The sequence below is a fragment of the Streptomyces hygroscopicus subsp. hygroscopicus genome (assembly GCF_001553455.1).
GTDB classification, from domain to species: Bacteria; Actinomycetota; Actinomycetes; order Streptomycetales; family Streptomycetaceae; genus Streptomyces; species Streptomyces hygroscopicus.
In genome coordinates, this window is sequence record NZ_BBOX01000081.1 from 1 (window position 1) to 17505 (window position 17505).

The following is a 17505-nucleotide window of genomic DNA, read 5'->3' on the forward strand; positions in this document are numbered from 1 at the left end:
GACGCGACGGGGTGCGAGAGCCGGGCCGCCTCCAGCGTGTAGGCGGGGGTGCGGGCCAGCACCCCGCCGTCACCGGAGACCGGCTCCTCGGCCAGCGCCACCGTCTCGCGGTAGGCGGTCGCGTACCGCAGCCGCTCGAAGAACCGCTGACCGTCCGCCGGGTAGTGGGCGGTCACCCGGTGCGGCACGCGGTCGAGGTTGATCCGCTGGATCACCCCGGCCAGGCCCAGGGAGTGGTCCCCGTGGAAGTGCGTGACACAGATCCGGTCGATGTCATGCGCGGCGACCCCGGCCCTCAGCATCTGCCGCTGAGTGCCCTCGCCGGGGTCGAAGAGCAGGCCCTCGCCGTCCCAGCGCAGCAGATAGCCGTTGTGGTTGCGGTGCCGGGTCGGCACCTGGCTGGCGGTGCCGAGGACGATCAGTTCCCGTGTGGACAAGGGCTTATCCGGGAGGCCAGTTGAGCCCGCGGCCGCCCAGGACGTGGGCATGTGCGTGGAAGACGGTCTGGCCGGCGCCGGAGCCGGTGTTGAACACCACGCGGTAGCCGGTGCCGTCGATCTTCTCATCGGCGGCGACCGCGCCCGCTTCGCGCAGCACATCGGCGGCGATCTGCGGTTCGGCGGCCGAGAGGGCGGCCGCGTCCGGGTGGTGCACCTTGGGGATCACCAGGACGTGGGTGGGCGCCTGGGGGTTTATGTCGCGGAACGCCACGGTGGTGTCCGTCTCGCGGACCACGGTGGCCGGCACCTCCCCCGAGACAATCTTGCAGAACAGGCAGTCGGCCTGCGGTTCTCCCGCCACCGGTGGCTCCTTACGGATCGTCGGCACGTACGGTCCGGATGGTACCGGGAGGCCCTGCCCGCGGGCGCGCCCGTGGCCTATCCGCCCTGACCGCCGCCGTAGGTGACGTCCGGTCCGGCGCTGCGCTCGACGCCGCCGGGAACGGAACTGTGCCCGCCACGGCCCGGCCCGACGCCGCTCCCGGCACCACTGGGAGTCGCGCCGCTCCCGGCACCACCGGGAGCCGTGCCGCCCCCATCGCCACCGGGAGTCGCGCCGCTCCCGTCGCCGCCCGGACCGACGCCGCTGCCCACGCCGTCCGGAGGTGCGCCGCTTCCGTCGCCGCCCGGATGTGCGCCGCTGTCGGTGGTCCGGTGGTCCCACGGGTGGCTACGGGTCGGCCGAGGGCTCTCGGTCTCGGGCTCGCGCTCGGTGTCGAGGGCGCGGCCCTGGCACTCCCCGATCACCTTCGCCTCGAAGACCTTCCGGCCGTCCACCTGGCCGGTCAAGTCGCCCCGGACGCAGTGGTTCTCCCGTACGTAGGTGACCCGTCCGCTGATCCTGATGTCCTTGTGGTTCTCGGTCCTGCCCCGGCAGTCCACCCGCGCGTCGGTCGCCTGTGCCCGCTCGCGCCGCTCGGTCGCACGCGCCCGAACGCTCTCCCGGACCCGAGCGCTCTCCCGGACCCGAACGTTCTCGCGCGCCCGCTCACCCGCCCGCGTCCACCCGCTCCCGCGCGAAGGCGAGGCGCCGACCGTACGGCCGTTCCTGAACTCGGCGTTGCAGCTCATCCAGAGGACGCCGACCCCGCCCCTCTCCAGCGCGCGGGTGGCGACCTGGTCCGTGGTGACCGCGACCGTCACGGAGCTGAGGCCGTCGTCCGCCGGCTCACATCCCGTCATCGCGACCGCCGCCGCGCCGACCACCGCGACGGCCAAGACCGCCCGTCCCCGCCTTACCCGGCTCAATGCCCCCATAGGGGACAGGTTCCCATCGGGCGACGTGAACCGGAAGACCGTCATCGGCCAGCTGCACGGCCCGCGCTATGGCTTTCCGTGCGGCTCGTCGGCGCGTCCACCGGCGCCCAGCAGCCCGGTGGGGCGCAGCGGTCGCTCGGCCTCCAGCCGTGGCAGTGTACGACGGGACACGCGCATCACGACCGGCGGCAGTGCGGCGCGCGCCACCTGGAGGAGGCGGAGCCACGCGGGCACGTAGAGCGCGGTGCGGCGCCGCTCCACGGCCTGCGCCAGCCGGCGGGCGACCACGTCCGCCTCGGAGACACGACGGATCGGTGGCGGCACATGGGAGCGCAGCGCACGCAGGGCGGCGGATGCGTCATCGCCGCGGATCATGTCGGTGTCGACCCAGTTGAGGTAGGCGATGCCGACCGCGACGCCGTGGTGCGCCACTTCGGCCCGCAGCGCGTGGACGAACGCCTCCACGCCCGCCTTGGACGCGCAGTAGGCGCTCATCATGGGAACGGCGCCGATCGACGCCAGCGACCCGATCTGGAGGAAGTAGCCGCGCGAGGCCATGAGGTCCGGGAGGAAGGTGTGCGCCGTAAGGGCGCTCGCACTGAGGTTGACGTCGATCACGCGGCGCCATACGGCCGGATCGGACGCGGCGAACAGCCCGGCTTCCGCGACCCCCGCGTTCGCGACGACGGCCGAGGGGCGGCCCAGGCACCGACGCACCTCCTGGGCCGCGCTCTTCAGCGCGGTGTCGTCAGTGACATCGACCTCCAGGGCCAGCGCGGCGGTCGGCAGCGAGGCGGCCACCTCGTCCAGGCCCGGTTTCTCATGGCCGAGAAGTGCCGTCCTGGCGCCACGTCGGGCGAGGTCGCGCACCAGGGCCGCGCCCAGCCCGCGGGCGGCTCCGGTCACCACCACGGTCCGGTCCTCGAGCGGACTGCCTCCCATGGCCGCCCCTTTCGTCACCGGGTTCCCACCGCAGTCGATGTGAGGGGTCACCGGGACTGATTCATCGCTTCGGTGATGTGTCGATCACGGCGGTTCGTCGATCACGGCGATTCGTCGCTTCGATGGTTCGTCGCTCACAACGATTCGCCGCCTCCATGGTTCGTCGCTTACGACGATTCGCCGCCTCGATGATTCGCGATCACGACGATTCGTCGGGGATTCATCGCCGGTCAGCGGGCGGGGGCGGCCGTCTGCCGAGCCGGTCGCGCCGGGCGAGCAGGCGCTGCGCCCCCGCCAGGCCCGGAGGCAGGTTCCGGCGCAGTGCGGCACGGGCGGCGTTGGCCCCCGGGGCGCCGTGGACCCCGCCGCCGGGGTGGGCACCGGCGGAGGCGAGGTACAGGCCACCCACCGGCGTCTCCGGCCGCCCGGTCCCGGGCAGCGGGCGGAAGACGACCTGCTGGTGGATATGGGCGGTGCCGCCGTTGATGGCGCCCCCGTACAGGTTGCCGTCGAGCGACTGGAGCGTGGGCGGGGCCAGGATGCGCCGGGAGCGGATCAGGGCCCGGAAGCCCGGCGCGAACCGTTCGACCTGACGTTCGACACGGTCGGCCATGACCTCCTGCTCCCTGGGGTCCCAGGTGCCCGTCAGGCCCTCCTCCGCGGCGTCGGCCGCTATCCGGTGGGGCACGTGGGTGTAGGCCCAGGCCGACTCGGTGCCCCGGGGCGACCGAGCGGGGTCCGCGGTCGTCATCTGGCCGAACAGCGCGAAAGGGCGGTCGGGGACGTGGCGCATGGCGATCTGCGCCGCGAACCGGGTGAGCTCGTCCAGCCCGTCGGCCAGGTGGACGGTACCGGCCCGCGCCGCCTCCTCGGCCTGCCACGGCACCGGTCCGCCCAGCGCCCAGTCCACCTTGAAGGTGGCGAAGTCCCACTGGAAGCGGCGCAGGTCGGACAGGAGGGACGGCGGCAGGTGCTCGGCCCCGACGAGCCGGCCGTACAGGGCGGGCACGGACACATCGGCGAGCACGGCACGCCGTGCGGCGACCGTCCCGCCCCCGGCGGTGCGCACCCCTCTGGCCCGTCCGGCGTGGACGATCACCCGATCGACGCGCTGTCCGCAGCGCAGCACCCCGCCGCGTGCCCGCAGCCGCCGGACCAGGGCCCCGACCAGGGCGCCCGAGCCGCCGACCGGGGCCGGGAAGCCGTAGGTCTGGCCGAGCATGGACATCAGCCAGCCGAATCCGCCGCTGCCCGCGGCCTCCGGAGCCAGGTCGGCGTGCAGGGCGTTTCCGGCCAGCAGCAGCCTGCCGCCCTCCCCCCGGAATTCCTCCTCCCCCAGCCGCCTCACCGGCAGCAGCATGGTGCGGGCCATGCGCAGCCCGCCCGCGCCCCGGAGCCGGACGAAGAGCCGGGCCGCCGCCTTGACCGGGGGAAACGGCGTGAACAGGGCGTCCAGCACAGCCGGCCGGAGACGTTCCCACATCTCGTGCAACCGGCGCCAGGCGTCCCCGTCCCCCGCCGCGAAGCCGTCGAGGGAGCCCGCCGTGGCGTCGAGCGCGCGGTCGAGCAGTGCGCACCTGCCGTCGCTCAAGGGGTGGGCCAGCACGTGCGGCGCATGGCTCCACCGCAACCCGTGATCCTCCAGGTGGAGCCCGGCCACGACGGGGGAGGCGGCGGCAAGGGGGTAGAAGGAACTGAAGACATCGTGGACGAAGTCGGGATGGACGCCCCTGTCGTGGCGCACGGCTCCGCCGGGTTCCGGCTGCTCCTCCAGGACCTCCACGCTCCAGCCCGCGTCGGCCAGCACATTGGCCGCCACCAGTCCGTTCGGCCCGGCCCCGATCACCACCGCGTCAGCCACGGCCGCCTCCTGCCCCGGGGGGCCGCCCGGCCGTGTGCGGGACGGGCCGGTCCAGCCCCTGGGCGGCGTCCCCCTCGCACACCTTGGCCAGCCGGGCGAGCATCGCCCGGTGCCGCACCTGGATCAGTGCCTCCACGCCCATGTTGTGCAGCGCACCGCCCGCGCCCCGCAGCGGATGCTCGTCCACGATCACCAGGCAGTGGTCGCCCCACGGGCGCAGCTCGATGGCGATCCGCGCCGAGCCCAGGAAGCCCGCCTGGGCCTCGAGCTCCACCGCGAATGCCCCGTCTCCCTCGTCGCAGCTCCGTACGACCGTCTCGTTGGCGAGCCGCAGCGGCCCCAGCCGTACCTCGTAGCCGATGACCGCGTCCTTCCGCGGCCAGTCGCCCCGCACCGGATGGGACGTGGACGTCCCCACCACCCACTCCCCGTACCGGCTGCCGTCCGCGAGGACACCCCAGACGGTCTGCGGACTGGTCTTGATCAGACGATGACGTATTGCCATACCCGCCTCCGCGGCCGAAACCGGCACCGCCGGACGCCACCGGGTCCCCCCTCCGCCGCCCGCCAATCAGGAGGAGACAGACGCGGCACGCCGGGCGGTGAGCGCGCGGCCGCGCGGACGGGAGCGGCGGCGCCGACCCGGCGACTGGATCGACGGGATCGGATCGACCAGATCAGAGCAACCGGATCGGATCGACTGGATCGGAGCGACTGGATCGGAGCGACCGGATCGGATCGACCGGATCGGATCGGCCGGGCAGTCGGAAGCCAGGGACGATCGGAGGGCCGGGCGATCGCGGGACCAGGGCGAGGGCGATCGGAAGCCCGGCCCGTTCGGACCACCGAGCCGACCGGCCCGAACGGACGCCCGGGGCGGCCCGGCCGGCCGGGCGGTTACGGCACCGCCCGGGGCGGCTCAGCTCCAGCGGCCGGTGCGGCCCAGCAGCAGCGCGGCGGCCGCCGTTCCGGCCGTGGAGGTGCGCAGCACGCTCGGGCCCAGCCGGTACGGCCGTGCGCCCGCCTCGGCGAAGGCCGCCAACTCCTCGGGGGACACGCCCCCTTCGGGGCCGACGACCAGCACGATCCGGCCACTCGCGGGCAGGTGCGCCGTGGCGAGCGGTTCGCCGCCCTCCTCGTGGAGCACGGCCGCGAAATCGGCGTCGGCGAGCAGCCGGGCGACCTGCTTGGTCGTCATCGCGTCCATGACCTCGGGGAAGGTCAGCCGACGGGACTGCTTGCCCGCCTCGCGGGCGGTCGACCGCCACTTGCCGAGCGCCTTGAGGCCGCGCTCGCCCTTCCACTGCGTGATGCAGCGGGCGGCCGACCACGGAACGACGGCGTCCACGCCCGTCTCCGTCATGGTCTCCACCGCCAGCTCGCCCCGGTCGCCCTTGGGCAGCGCCTGGACGACGGTGATCCGCGGGTCCGGGGCCGTCTCCCGGCGCACCTCGTCCACCGCGACCTGGAGCCGGTCCTTGCCCTCGACGGCCGCCACGGTGCCCTGGACGCCCGTTCCGTGGCCGTCGGTCAGCACCACCGGCTCCCCGACGCGCAGCCGCCTCACGGACACCGCGTGGCGCCCCTCGGGGCCCTCCAGCCAGACCCGGGCTCCCTCGGCCGCCCCCGCCAGGGAGTCGGCCACGAACACGGGGGCGGTCACGACACCGCACCCCGCTGGGGCTGAAGCCCCAACGCGCTCCGTGCCGCGTCGAGTTCCACCGCGAGCGTCTCCACCAGCCGCGCGGCGGGCAGCTCACGCGCCAGCCGGTGCCCCTGCCCGGCCCACAGCGCCATGCCCTGCGGATCGCCCGCCTTGGCGGCCGCCTTACGGAGGCCGGAGGTCATGTGGTGCAGCTGGGGGTAGGCGGCGGGCGCGTACGGGCCGTGCTCGCGCATGAAGCGGTTGACCAGGCCCCGGGCCGGGCGGCCGGAGAAGGCGCGGGTCAGCTCGGTGCGGCCGAACACCGGGTCCGTCATCGCCTGCTTGTGCAGGGCGTTCGCCCCGGACTCGGGGCACACCAGGAACGCGGTGCCCAGCTGGCCCGCGACCGCGCCCGCGGCGAGCGCCGCGGCGATCTGCGAACCGCGCATCATCCCGCCCGCCGCGATGATCGGGATCTGGACGTACTCCCGGACCAGCGTGATCAGGGACAGCAGGCCGATCCCGGCGCCCATCCCGTCGGCGGCCGGATCGTTGCCGTACGTGCCCTGGTGGCCGCCCGCCTCCACGCCCTGCACACAGACGGCGTCGGCGCCCGCCCACTGGGCGGTCTGCGCCTCGACGGGCGAGGTCACGGTCACGACGGTGCGGGTGCCGACCGCGGCGAGGGCGTCGAGGACCGCGCGGGTCGGGCAGCCGAAGGTGAAGGAGACCACCGGAACCGGGTTGTCGAGGAGGACGGCCAGCTTGGCGTCGTAGGCGTCGTCCGAGCCCGCGTCCGGGTCGCCCAGCGAGGTTTCGTACCGTGCCGCCTCGCCCGTGAGCCGACCGCCGTAGGCCGCGACGGCGGCCGGGTCGGCGTTGGGCGGCTGCGGCATGAAGAGGTTGACGCCGAAGGGCCGGTCGGTCAGCCCCCGCACCTGTTTGATCTCCTCGTACATCGCCTCCGGCGTCTTGTAGCCGGCGGCGAGGAAGCCGAGACCACCGGCCCCGGAGACGGTGGCGGCGAGCCGCGGGCAGGAGGCTCCACCTGCCATCGGCGCCTGCACGATCGGGTACCGGAAAAGGCCGGTCAGCGCGGAGGACATGGGCACATCGTGTCACGCCCTCCGCATCGGCTCACCCTTGGACCACCGTCCGCCGAACGGCATCCTCCGGGCCTTGGCCGGAAGCGCCCACCGCTCCCGGAGGCGTCCTCCGAGCGCCCACCGCCCGGTGAACGCGCCCCCAAGGGCTCACCGCCGCTCGAAGGCGCCCGCACGAAGGCGCCGAGGCGCTCATCCCGACCGAACGCGTCCCCGAAGCGCCCACGCGCCCGGTGAACGCGTCCCGCAAAGGCTCACCGCCACTCGAAGGCGCCGAGGCGCTCATCCCGACCGAAAGAAGCGTCCACCACCCGGTGACCGGCGTCCCCGAAGCGCCCACCGCACGGTGACCGGCGCGTGAACGGCGTCCCAAGGGCTCACCGTCCCCCGAGGCGCCTTCCCGCCTTACCACCGCTACCGCCCGTTGAACGCGTCCTTCAGGCGCGAGAACAGCCCCTGCTGCCCCGGTTTGAACTCGCCGGTCGGGCGCTCCTCACCGCGCAGCTTGGCCAGCCGCCGCAGCAGCTCCTCCTGCTCCGGGTCGAGCTTGCTCGGGGTGGTCACCTCGACGTGCACGATCAGATCGCCCCGGCCGCCGCCCCGCAGATGGGTGACGCCGCGCTGGTGCAGCGGGATCGACTGGCCGGACTGGGTGCCGGGCCGGATGTCGACCTCCTCCAGGCCGTCCAGCGTCTCCAACGGCACCTTGGTGCCCAGTGCCGCCGCCGTCATCGGGATGGTCACCGTGCAGTGCATGTCGTCGCCGCGCCGCTGGAAGACCGGGTGCGGGACCTCGTGGATCTCCACATAGAGGTCGCCCGCCGGGCCGCCGCCCGGGCCGACCTCGCCCTCACCGGCCAGCTGGATCCTGGTGCCGTTGTCCACACCGGCGGGGATCTTCACGGTCAGGGTGCGCCGCGAGCGGATCCGGCCGTCGCCCGCGCACTCCGGGCACGGGGTCGGCACCACGGTGCCGAAGCCCTGGCACTGCGGGCACGGCCGCGAGGTCATGACCTGGCCCAGGAAGGACCGCGTCACCTGGGAGACCTCACCGCGGCCCCGGCACATGTCACAGGTCTGCGCCGAGGTGCCCGGCGCCGCGCCCTCGCCGCTGCACGTCGTACACACGACCGCGGTGTCGACCTGGATGTCCTTGGTGGTCCCGAACGCGGCCTCGCTGAGCTCCACATCGAGACGGATCATCGCGTCCTGACCGCGCCGGGTCCGGGACCGCGGACCGCGCTGCGAGGCGGTGCCGAAGAAGGCGTCCATGATGTCGGAGAAGTTGCCGAAGCCCGCGCCGAAGCCGCCGGCGCCACCGCCGCCCGCCCCGGACATCGGGTCCCCGCCCAGGTCGTAGACCTGCTTCTTCTGCGGGTCCGACAAGACCTCGTAAGCGGCGTTGATCTCCTTGAACCGCTCCTGGGTCTTCGGATCCGGATTCACGTCCGGATGCAGCTCGCGGGCGAGCCGGCGGAATGCCTTCTTGATCTGGTCCTGCGAGGCATCACGCGGCACGCCCAGGACTGCGTAGTAGTCCGTCGCCACTTACGACTCCGCCAGGATCTGTCCGACGTAACGTGCCACTGCGCGTACCGCTCCCATCGTTCCGGGGTAGTCCATGCGGGTCGGTCCGACCACGCCGAGTTTGGCGACCGCCTCGTCGCCGGAACCGTAGCCGACCGCGACGACCGAGGTGGCGTTGAGCCCCTCGTGAGCATTCTCATGCCCGATGCGCACGGTCATCCCCGAGTCCTTGGCCTCGCCCAGCAGCTTGAGGAGGACGACCTGCTCCTCGAGCGCCTCCAGAACGGGCCGGATCGTCAGGGGGAAATCATGCACGAAACGCGTGAGGTTCGCGGTGCCGCCGATCATCAGCCGCTCCTCGGTCTCCTCCACCAGCGTCTCGAGCAAGGTCGACAACACGATCGAGACGGTCCCCCGGTCCTCCTGTTCGAAGGACTCCGGAAGATCCTGCACCAATTGCGGCACATCCGCGAAACGCCGCCCCACGACCCGGCTGTTGAGCCGGGCGCGCAGATCGGCCAGCGAGTCCTCGGTGACCGGCGCCGGGCAGTCGATCATGCGCTGCTCCACCCGCCCGGTGTCCGTGATCAACACCAGCATCACCCGCGCGGTGGCCAGCGGCAGCAGCTCCACATGGCGCACCGTGGATCGGGTCAGCGACGGGTACTGCACGACCGCCACCTGCCGGGTCAGCTGCGCCAGCAGCCGGACCGTGCGGCCCACCACGTCGTCGAGGTCGACCGCACCGTCCAGGAAGTTCTGGATGGCCCGCCGCTCCGGGCTGGACAGCGGCTTGACCCCGGCCAGCTTGTCCACGAAGAGGCGATAGCCCTTGTCCGTGGGGATCCGCCCGGCGCTCGTATGCGGCTGGGCGATGAAGCCCTCGTCCTCCAGAGCGGCCATGTCGTTGCGCACCGTGGCCGGGGAGACCCCCAGCCGGTGCCGCTCGGTGAGCGCCTTGGAGCCGACCGGCTCCTCCGTCCCCACATAGTCCTGGACGATGGCACGCAGCACCTCGAGTCTGCGTTCGCTGAGCACCCCGCGCACCTCCAGTCCAGCGGTCTCATCAGGTCGTCCGCCTGGCACTCACACGGCACGAGTGCCAGAACCCCTCCGCCAGTGTACGGCGGGGTGCGGTGGCATGGGCAAGAGCTGCCGTCGGCAGCAACTCTCCACCACCCCCGCTGAGCTAGCGTCGCGGTATGGAGACGTGTTGGGAAGAGGCAGGCTGGGAACGGCTAGCACCGGGTGTGGCCCGCCGCCGGATGCCGGAGTGGGACGAGACGGTCGGCGTGGTCGTCGGCCGGACCGGCATCCTCGTCGTGGACACCGGCGCGACCCTGCGCGCCGGGGCCGAGCTGCGCACCGCGATCACCCGGCTGACCGGCCGCCGTCCCACCCGGATCGCGTTCACCCATCCGCACTTCGACCACGTGCTGGGCTCTGCCGCCTTCGCGGGCTGCGAGGTGTACGGGGCCACGGGCGTGGACGAGCTGCTGCGCCGTGAGCGGGAGGCGCTGCGCGAGGACGCGATCCGCCACGGGGTGGACCGGGGAGCCGCCACCGAGGCGGTGGACCATCTCGTCGGCCCGCACCACCTGGTCTCCGGGGAGCTGACCCTCGACCTGGGCGACCGGCCGGTGCTGCTGGCCAATGTGGGGCCCGGCCACACCGCCCATGACCTGGCCGTTCTGGTGCCAGGCCGGCCCGAGGTGGTCTTCTGCGGCGATCTGGTGGAGGAGTCCGGCACCCCCCAGGCCGGACCCGACGCGATCCCCGGCCACTGGCCCGCCGCCCTCGGCCGGCTGCTCGCGCTCGGCGGCGAGGACGCGCTGTACGTCCCGGGGCACGGCTCCGTCGTGGACGCCGCCTTCGTCCGCGCCCAACGCGACGAACTGGCCGCCCGCTTCGGCGTGTCCACCTGAGCGGGCGGGCGCCCGGCGCGCGCTATCGTCATCCGGATGCGACAGTACGACCCGGACCTGACCCCGCCCTGGAAGCGGCAGCGGCCCGCCCCCGAGGTCCCCGCCGAACCGGACCTCGTCGTGGAGGAGGTCACCACAGGGTTCTGCGGTGCGGTGATCCGCTGCGAGAAGACCGCCCAGGGCCCCACGGTCACTCTTGAGGACCGCTTCGGCAAACATCGCGTCTTCCCCATGGAGCCGCGCGGTTTTCTCCTCGAGGGGCGTGTCGTCACCCTGGTACGCCCGCGTGCGGCGGCCCCCTCCGCGCCCCAGCGCACGGCCTCGGGATCGATCGCCGTTCCGGGAGCCCGCGCGAGGGTCGCCCGCGCGGGGCGCATCTACGTCGAGGGGCGCCATGACGCGGAGCTGGTCGAGCGGGTCTGGGGCGACGACCTGCGCGTCGAGGGCGTCGTCGTGGAGTACCTGGAGGGCGTCGACGACCTGCCCGCCATCGTCGACGGCTTCTCCCCCGGTCCGGACGCCCGGCTCGGCGTCCTCGTCGACCACCTGGTGGCGGGCTCCAAGGAGTCCCGTATCGCCGCGCAGGTCACCGGCGAGCACGTGCTGGTCCTCGGCCACCCCTACATCGACATCTGGGAGGCCGTGAAGCCGTCCTCCGTCGGCATCCCGGCCTGGCCGACCGTGCCGCACGGCCAGGACTGGAAGAAGGGCGTCTGCCGGGCCCTGGGCTGGCCGGAGAACACCGGGGCCGCCTGGCAGCGGATCCTGTCCTCGGTCCACTCCTACAAGGACCTCCAGCCGGAGCTGCTGGGGCGGGTCGAAGAGCTGATCGATCACGTCACCGCGGGGCGGTAGCCCCGGCCCACGGCCGCCCGTCGGCACGGTGGCGGGCCGGCCGCACCGCTCCGCGACGGCCGGGACGCTCCCCCGGCCAAGGCGCCGGCACGCCCGGCGGGTAGCGCTCCCCGCGCCGGGGCGCGGTCAGTCCACCAGGTCGCGCACCACCGCGTCCGCCAGCAGCCGCCCGCGCAGCGTGAGCACGGCCCGCCCCCGCCCGTACGGCTCCGGCTCGAGCAGACCGTCCTCCAGCGCCCGCGCCGCGGCCGCCGCCCCGGCCGGGCGCAGCAGCTCCCGTGGGCACCCCTCGGCCAGCCGCAGCTCCAGCAGGATCCGCTCCACCCGGCGCTCCTCGTCGGAGAGCAGCTCCCGGCCCGCGCCGGGGGACCTGCCCTCGCCCAGGGCCTGCGCGTAGGCCCCGGGGTGCTTCACGTTCCACCACCGCACGCCGCCCACATGGCTGTGTGCGCCGGGTCCGGCGCCCCACCAGTCGGCGCCGCGCCAGTACAGCTCGTTGTGCCGGCAGCGCCCGCCGGGCGAGGTCGCCCAGTTCGAGACCTCGTACCAGGCGAATCCGGCGGCCGACAGGGTCTCCTCGGCGATCAGATAGCGGTCCGCGTGCACATCGTCGTCGGTCATCGGGACCTCGCCGCGCCGGATCCGCCGCGCCAGCTGGGTGCCCTCCTCGACGATCAGCGCATACGCCGAGATGTGGTCCGGCCCCGCCCCGAGGGCCGCCTCCAGGGACGCCCGCCAGTCCGCGTCGCTCTCCCCCGGCGTCCCGTAGATCAGGTCCAGGTTCACATGGTCGAACCCGGCCGCCCGCGCCTCGGCCACACACGCCTCCGGCCGCCCCGGGGTGTGCGTACGGTCCAGCACCTTCAGGACGTGCCGGCGGGCGCTCTGCATGCCGAAGGAGATCCGGTTGAACCCCGCCTCGCGCAGCTCCGCCAGATACCGCGGACCGACCGACTCCGGATTCGCCTCGGTGGTGACCTCGACCCCGTCGGCGAGCCCGAACTCGTCCCGGATCGCCCCGAGCATCCGCCCGAGGTCCGCCGCGGCGAGCAGGGTCGGGGTCCCGCCGCCGACGAACACGGTCTCCACCGGCCTCGGGTCGTCCCCCAGCACCTTCCGCGCCAGCCGCACCTCCTCGGCGACCAGCTCGGCGTAGTTGTCCCGGGAGGCGAGCACACCGCCGGAACCGCGCAGCTCACTGGCGGTGTAGGTGTTGAAGTCGCAGTAGCCGCAGCGGGTGGCGCAGTACGGCACATGCAGATAGAACCCCAGCGGCCGCCGCTCCGCCCCCGCCAAAGCGGTCGCGGGCAGTGCGCCGTCCTCGGGCACGGGCTCACCATCAGGCAATACGGAAGGCATGCCCCCATTGTCCGGCACGGCCGGGGCCCCTGAAGACGACGAGCCCCGGGCCCCGGGAACGCGGCGCGCGGCCCCCCGGTGACGGCGAGCCCCGGACTCCGGGAAGCGCGAAGCGCGGCCCCCCGGTGACGGCGAGCCCCGGACTCCGGGGAGCACGGGGTCACGGACCCCGGCTCGGCCCGGCTCGGCTAGACCTCGGCCTGACCCGGCTGGACCGCCTTCAGGACCAGCATCGCCAGGTCGTCGTCCGGCGGCTCCGCCGCGAACTCGTCCACCGCCCGCCGCACCCGTTCGGCGACCTCCCGCGCGCTCAGCCCCGCGCACAGCGCGAACGTCGCCGCCAGGCCGTCCTCGTCGTCGAACTGCCGGTCACCGGATCTGTGCTCCGTCACCCCGTCCGTCACGCACAGCAGTGTTTCCCCGGGCGCCAGCTCGAACGATTCACTCTCGTACCCCACCTCGTCCACGACGCCCAGCAGTATCTGCGGCGCCGCGACGGTCCGCACCTCGCCCCCGGGCCGCAGTACCAGCGGCAGCGGATGGCCCGCGCTGGCCAGGGTGCAGCGCACCCCCTCGCCCTCGCCCAGCGGCTCCAGCTCCCCGTACAGCATCGACAGGAACCGCGGGACCCCGCCGCCGCCCGCCGGGAGCCCCGGGCCGGCGGTGCCGACGAGGTCCCCGTCCACCAGTTCCACTGCCCCGGCGGAGCCTTCCGCCGCCTCCACACCGGCCGCCACGGCCCCCGCGGCGCCCTCGACCGCCTGTTCCACCGCCTCCTCGCCCAGCAGCTGGTTGAGCCGGTCCAGGACCTCCCCCACGCCGTATCCCTCGCGGGCGAGCAGCCGCAGCCAGGGCCGGACCAGACCGGTCACCACGGCCGCCTCCGGGCCGTTGCCGCAGACGTCGCCCAGGACGAAGCACCAGCGGCCGTCGCCGGCCTGGAAGATGTCATAGAAGTCGCCGCCGGCCGAGATGTCGCCGGTCGGCTCGTACACCACCGCCGACTCGACCCCGGGGATCCGCGGGATGACGGCCGGCAGCAGCCCGCGCTGCAGCACCCGGCTGATGGTCGCCTGCCGGGTGTAGCGGCGGGCGGAGGCGAGGGCCAGGGCGACGCGGCGGGCGAAGTCCTCGATCAGGCCGACGTCTTCGGCCGGCATCCGCACCAGCCCGGCCCGCCCCAGCAGCAGCGTGCCGAGCGCACGGCCGCCCGCCACCAGCCGGCAGGCGAGGGCCGCGCCGCCGGGTCCGTAGGCGGCGGGGTCGGCCGGCCAGGGCCATGCCACGGCCCTGCCGCGGGCGGCGGCGGGCAGCTGGGGCGGCTCCTTCTCCAGCACCTGCCGCAACTCCTCGATGCGCCCCTCGCTGGCGTGCCAGACCCGGGCGAGCAGCGGCGGGCCGCTCGCGGAGTCGAGCCAGATCGCGCACCAGTCGGCGAGCCGGGGCACCAGCAGCTGCCCGGCGAGTGAGGTCACCTTGTCCTCTTCGAACTGTCCGGCCAGCAGATCGGACGCCTCGGCGAGGAAGGTGAGCGCGCCGCGCTCGATCCACTCGGGGTCGCGGCGGGCCGGGACGCGGCTCGGCGCGGGCGCGACGATCTCGATGGCCTCCTTACGGCTTTCACGGACGGCTCCGGCCTCCAACTGCTCCGGCTCCGTCTCGGCCCCGGTCGCGGGGTCCATGGCGGTCGCCGCGTCCCTGAAGGCCGCGCCCGCGGCGGGCCCGCCCGTGGGCGCCACGGCCATCTGGAACCACACCGACTTGGTGGCCCGCCGGTACGTCGTCCCCCAGGAGTCGGCGATCTCGGCCACCAGCCGCAGCCCGTGCCCGCCCGCGTATTCGGGCCGTTCGTAGGGATCCGGCGGGTCGCCGCGCAGCACCCGGGTGGGGTGGCGGTCGGTGACCTCGACGACCAGGGACGGCGGTTCGTCCTCGTGGTCCGACACGTCCAGCGCACAGCTCACCTCGACGTCGGTGCCGGCGTGCACCACCGCGTTGGTGACCAGTTCGCTCACCAGCAGTACGGCCTCGTCGGCGACCCGGTCGGTGATCCGGTCGGCGGCCGGGACGTCGAGTGCGGCCCATTCGGCGAGGGCGGCACGGACGAACCGGCGCGCGGCCGAGGCCGCTCGCGGTGTGCCGGGCAGGCTGGCGCGTGCCGAGGCGCTGGTACGGACGGGACCGACCCCACCCCCGACCGGTAGAACCACCCCACCGCCCTCAACCGACCCACCAGAAGTGGCAGAAGATGACGTCCCCACTGTGCGGCTCCTGAAGAAGCTCCGTCATAACGCCGTGTCCGTAACCGTATCCGGCACCGACAGGGTGGCAGACGGACCGCCTTGATATGCACCGAGTCACGCAAGTGAACCGCGATAAGGGGAAAATTCATGTGTCCGGCGGGCCGGTCGACCGGAAATCCGGCGCCGGACCGTATCCTTGCCCGTTAAACCTCCCTCGTGCCCACGTACATGTCCTCGATCAGACCCTTGTACTCACGCTCGACCACCGGCCGCTTGAGCTTCAGGCTGGGCGTCAGCTCCCCGTGCTCCACGTCGAGATCGCGCGGCAGCAGCCGGAACTTCTTGATCGTCTGCCAGCGCTGGAGCCCCTCGTTGAGCCGGCGCACATAGCCCTCGATCAGCTCCCGCACCTCCTCGGAGGCCACGACCTCCGCGTAGGACGTGCCCTCCAGACCGTGGTCGGCCGCCCACTTCATGATCGTCGGCTCGTCGAGGGCGATCAGGGCGGTGCAGTAGTTGCGGCCGGCGCCGTGCACCAGGATGTTGGAGACGAACGGGCACACCGCTTTGAACTGGCCCTCGATCTCCGCCGGGGCGACGTACTTGCCGCCCGAGGTCTTGATCAGGTCCTTCTTGCGGTCGGTGATGCGCAGATAGCCGTCGGGGGACAGCTCCCCGATGTCCCCGGTGTGGAACCAGCCGTCGGACTCCAGCACCTGCGCGGTCAGCTCCGGCAGCCCGTGGTAGCCCTGCATGATGCCGGGGCCGCGCAGCAGCACCTCACCGTCCTCGGCCAGCCGCACCTCCAGGCCCGGGAACGCCTTGCCGACCGTGCCGGTGCGGTAGTCCGCCGGGTTGAGGAAGCTGGCGGCGCTGGACTCGGTCAGGCCGTAGCCCTCCAGGATGTTGATACCGGCGCCCGCGAAGAAGTAGCCGATCTCGGGGGTGAGCGCGGCGGAGCCGGACACCGCGGCCCGCAGCCGGCCGCCGAACGCCTCGCGCAGCTTGGCGTAGACGAGCTTGTCGGCCACCGCGTGCCGGGCCTTGAGACCGACGGGCACGGAGGCGGTGCCGGTGCGGCGGAAGTTGTCCTGGGAGGTCTTGGCGTACTCCCGGGCGATCCCGGCCGCCCACTGGAAGATCTTGTACTTGGCCGCCCCGCCCTCGCGCGCCCGCTGGGCCACCCCGTTGTAGACCTTCTCGAAGATCCGCGGCACGGCACACATATAGGTCGGCCGGACCACCGGCAGATTTTCGATGATCTTGTCGACCCGGCCGTCCACCGCCGTGGCGTGGCCGACATAGATCTGTCCCGCCGTCAGCACCTTGCCGAAGACGTGTGCGAGCGGCAGCCACAGGTACTGCACGTCGTCGGGGTAGAGCAGCCCCTCCCGGGTGCCGATCACGATCGCCATGTACGACCACGAGTCGTGTGCCAGCCGTACGCCCTTGGGGCGGCCGGTGGTGCCGGAGGTGTAGATGAGCGTGGCCAGCTGATCGCCGCGCAGGGCGTCCATCCGCTCCCGCACGGCGTCCGGACGGCGCTCCAGACGGGCCGTGCCCCGCTTCTCCAGCTCGGTGAGCGAGAGCACCCAGCCCTCGGGGTCGTCCGCGGCCGGAACCGCGTCCTCGGCCTTGATCACCACCACATGGGCGAGCTCGGGGAGTTCATCGCGCTGCGCCCGCACCTTGGCGAGCTGGGCCGCGTCCTCGGCGATCAGCACCCGGCTGCCCGAGTCGGAGAGGATGAAGGCGGTCTCGTCGGCGTTGGTGGTGGGGTAGACCGTGGTGGTCGCCGCGCCCGCGCACAGCACGCCGAGGTCGGCCAGGACCCACTCGACGCGGGTGGCGGAGGCCAGCGCCACCCGCTCCTCGGGGCGGACCCCCAGATCGATCAGCCCGGCCGCGATGGCGAAGACCCGGTCCGCGCTTTCCCGCCAGGTCAGCGACCGCCAGTCGTCGGGGCCCTCGCCGGAGGCGGAAGGCACCGGATAGCGGTACGCCTCCCTGTCCGGGGTCGCCTCGACGCGCTGGAGGAAGTGCGTCGCCAGGGACGGCGGCCGGTTCTCGAGCAGGATCTGTGTGTCGGTCACGGCATCCTCCGGGGCCCGCGTCATTGCTTGGTGACTCGTGAGTAACCTTCAAGTGGTGATCAGAGTAGGGGCCGAATCCTTACCGCGTAAGGGGGTCCGCGTCACGTTGTCCTCATGAGGTGCCCAAGAGGAGCCCACGCACGCGGCGGGCCCGGCGCATCCCTCACGCCGGGCCCGCTGACCACGCTCTTCTCC

Annotated in this window: 15 protein-coding genes; 2 read left to right on the forward strand and 13 right to left on the reverse strand. The window is 73.3% G+C overall.

The window, feature by feature from the left end; all coding sequences use genetic code 11:
• From AXW62_RS08805 to hrcA, 10 genes are all read right to left on the reverse strand, one after another.
• Positions 1-437, reverse strand: a 437-nt coding sequence (locus tag AXW62_RS08805; RefSeq protein WP_159060841.1) for an MBL fold metallo-hydrolase, incomplete at its 3' end; no start/stop codon positions are given.
• A 4-nt stretch (positions 438-441) separates the two neighbouring features.
• A complete protein-coding gene (locus AXW62_RS08810; protein ID WP_030835491.1) occupies positions 442-801 on the reverse strand; it encodes a histidine triad nucleotide-binding protein in 360 nt (119 codons plus the stop codon).
• A gap of 77 nt (positions 802-878) precedes the next feature.
• A complete protein-coding gene (locus tag AXW62_RS43810) occupies positions 879-1718 on the reverse strand; it encodes a hypothetical protein (RefSeq protein WP_063817548.1) in 840 nt (279 codons plus the stop codon).
• A 105-nt stretch (positions 1719-1823) separates the two neighbouring features.
• Positions 1824-2699, reverse strand: a complete 876-nt coding sequence (locus AXW62_RS08820) for an SDR family oxidoreductase (RefSeq protein ID WP_060944002.1) — start codon at positions 2697-2699, stop codon at positions 1824-1826.
• 220 nt (positions 2700-2919) lie between these two features.
• On the reverse strand, positions 2920-4560 hold the full coding sequence (locus AXW62_RS08825; RefSeq protein ID WP_060944003.1) for a phytoene desaturase family protein: 1641 nt from the start codon (positions 4558-4560) through the stop codon (positions 2920-2922).
• Entirely contained in the window at positions 4553-5065 is a 513-nt protein-coding gene (locus AXW62_RS08830; RefSeq protein ID WP_060944004.1) for an SRPBCC family protein, read from the reverse strand. The genes AXW62_RS08825 and AXW62_RS08830 overlap by 8 nt, the downstream gene beginning before the upstream one ends.
• A 414-nt stretch (positions 5066-5479) precedes the next feature.
• Entirely contained in the window at positions 5480-6223 is a 744-nt protein-coding gene (locus tag AXW62_RS08835) for a 16S rRNA (uracil(1498)-N(3))-methyltransferase (protein ID WP_060944005.1), read from the reverse strand.
• Positions 6220-7311, reverse strand: coding sequence for a nitronate monooxygenase (locus AXW62_RS08840; RefSeq protein ID WP_060944006.1), 1092 nt, complete (start codon positions 7309-7311; stop codon positions 6220-6222). The genes AXW62_RS08835 and AXW62_RS08840 overlap by 4 nt, the downstream gene beginning before the upstream one ends.
• 411 nt (positions 7312-7722) lie before the next feature.
• The gene (gene dnaJ / locus AXW62_RS08845) at positions 7723-8856 is read right to left on the reverse strand and encodes a molecular chaperone DnaJ (protein ID WP_030835510.1); all 1134 of its coding nucleotides are present in this window, start codon (positions 8854-8856) and stop codon (positions 7723-7725) included.
• Complete coding sequence (hrcA, locus tag AXW62_RS08850) at positions 8857-9873, reverse strand: heat-inducible transcriptional repressor HrcA (RefSeq protein ID WP_030835513.1); 1017 nt, start codon at positions 9871-9873, stop codon at positions 8857-8859.
• Positions 9874-10037: 164 nt separating this feature from the next.
• Here hrcA and AXW62_RS08855 point away from each other — a divergent pair, with 164 nt between their 5' ends.
• Together AXW62_RS08855 and AXW62_RS08860 are read left to right on the forward strand one after the other, a co-directional pair.
• A complete protein-coding gene (locus AXW62_RS08855; RefSeq protein ID WP_060944007.1) occupies positions 10038-10760 on the forward strand; it encodes an MBL fold metallo-hydrolase in 723 nt (240 codons plus the stop codon).
• Positions 10761-10796: 36 nt separating this feature from the next.
• On the forward strand, positions 10797-11615 hold the full coding sequence (locus AXW62_RS08860) for a DUF3097 domain-containing protein (RefSeq protein WP_060944008.1): 819 nt from the start codon (positions 10797-10799) through the stop codon (positions 11613-11615).
• Between the two features lie 126 nt (positions 11616-11741).
• On the opposite strand, the gene hemW is transcribed toward AXW62_RS08860, so the two are convergent.
• The 3 genes from hemW to AXW62_RS08875 all read right to left on the reverse strand — a co-directional run bounded on the left by hemW (position 11742) and on the right by AXW62_RS08875 (position 17310).
• Positions 11742-12974: a radical SAM family heme chaperone HemW gene (gene hemW, locus AXW62_RS08865; protein ID WP_060944009.1), complete on the reverse strand. Its 1233-nt coding sequence runs from the start codon at positions 12972-12974 to the stop codon at positions 11742-11744.
• Positions 12975-13162: 188 nt separating this feature from the next.
• On the reverse strand, positions 13163-15184 hold the full coding sequence (locus AXW62_RS08870) for a SpoIIE family protein phosphatase (RefSeq protein WP_060944010.1): 2022 nt from the start codon (positions 15182-15184) through the stop codon (positions 13163-13165).
• 236 nt (positions 15185-15420) lie between these two features.
• Positions 15421-17310, reverse strand: coding sequence for an AMP-dependent synthetase/ligase (locus AXW62_RS08875; RefSeq protein ID WP_060944035.1), 1890 nt, complete (start codon positions 17308-17310; stop codon positions 15421-15423).
• Positions 17311-17505: the final 195 nt, after the last annotated feature.

Bases quoted from the DNA above. Each gene is read 5' to 3' on its own strand.
- AXW62_RS08840 (WP_060944006.1), bottom strand. From the start codon at position 7,311: ATGTCCTCCGCGCTGACCGGCCTTTTCCGGTACCCGATCGTGCAGGCG.
- AXW62_RS08855 (WP_060944007.1), top strand. From the start codon at position 10,038: ATGGAGACGTGTTGGGAAGAGGCAGGCTGGGAACGGCTAGCACCGGGT.
- AXW62_RS08820 (WP_060944002.1), bottom strand. From the start codon at position 2,699: ATGGGAGGCAGTCCGCTCGAGGACCGGACCGTGGTGGTGACCGGAGCC.
- AXW62_RS08860 (WP_060944008.1), top strand. From the start codon at position 10,797: ATGCGACAGTACGACCCGGACCTGACCCCGCCCTGGAAGCGGCAGCGG.
- hemW (WP_060944009.1), bottom strand. From the start codon at position 12,974: ATGCCTTCCGTATTGCCTGATGGTGAGCCCGTGCCCGAGGACGGCGCA.
- AXW62_RS08830 (WP_060944004.1), bottom strand. From the start codon at position 5,065: ATGGCAATACGTCATCGTCTGATCAAGACCAGTCCGCAGACCGTCTGG.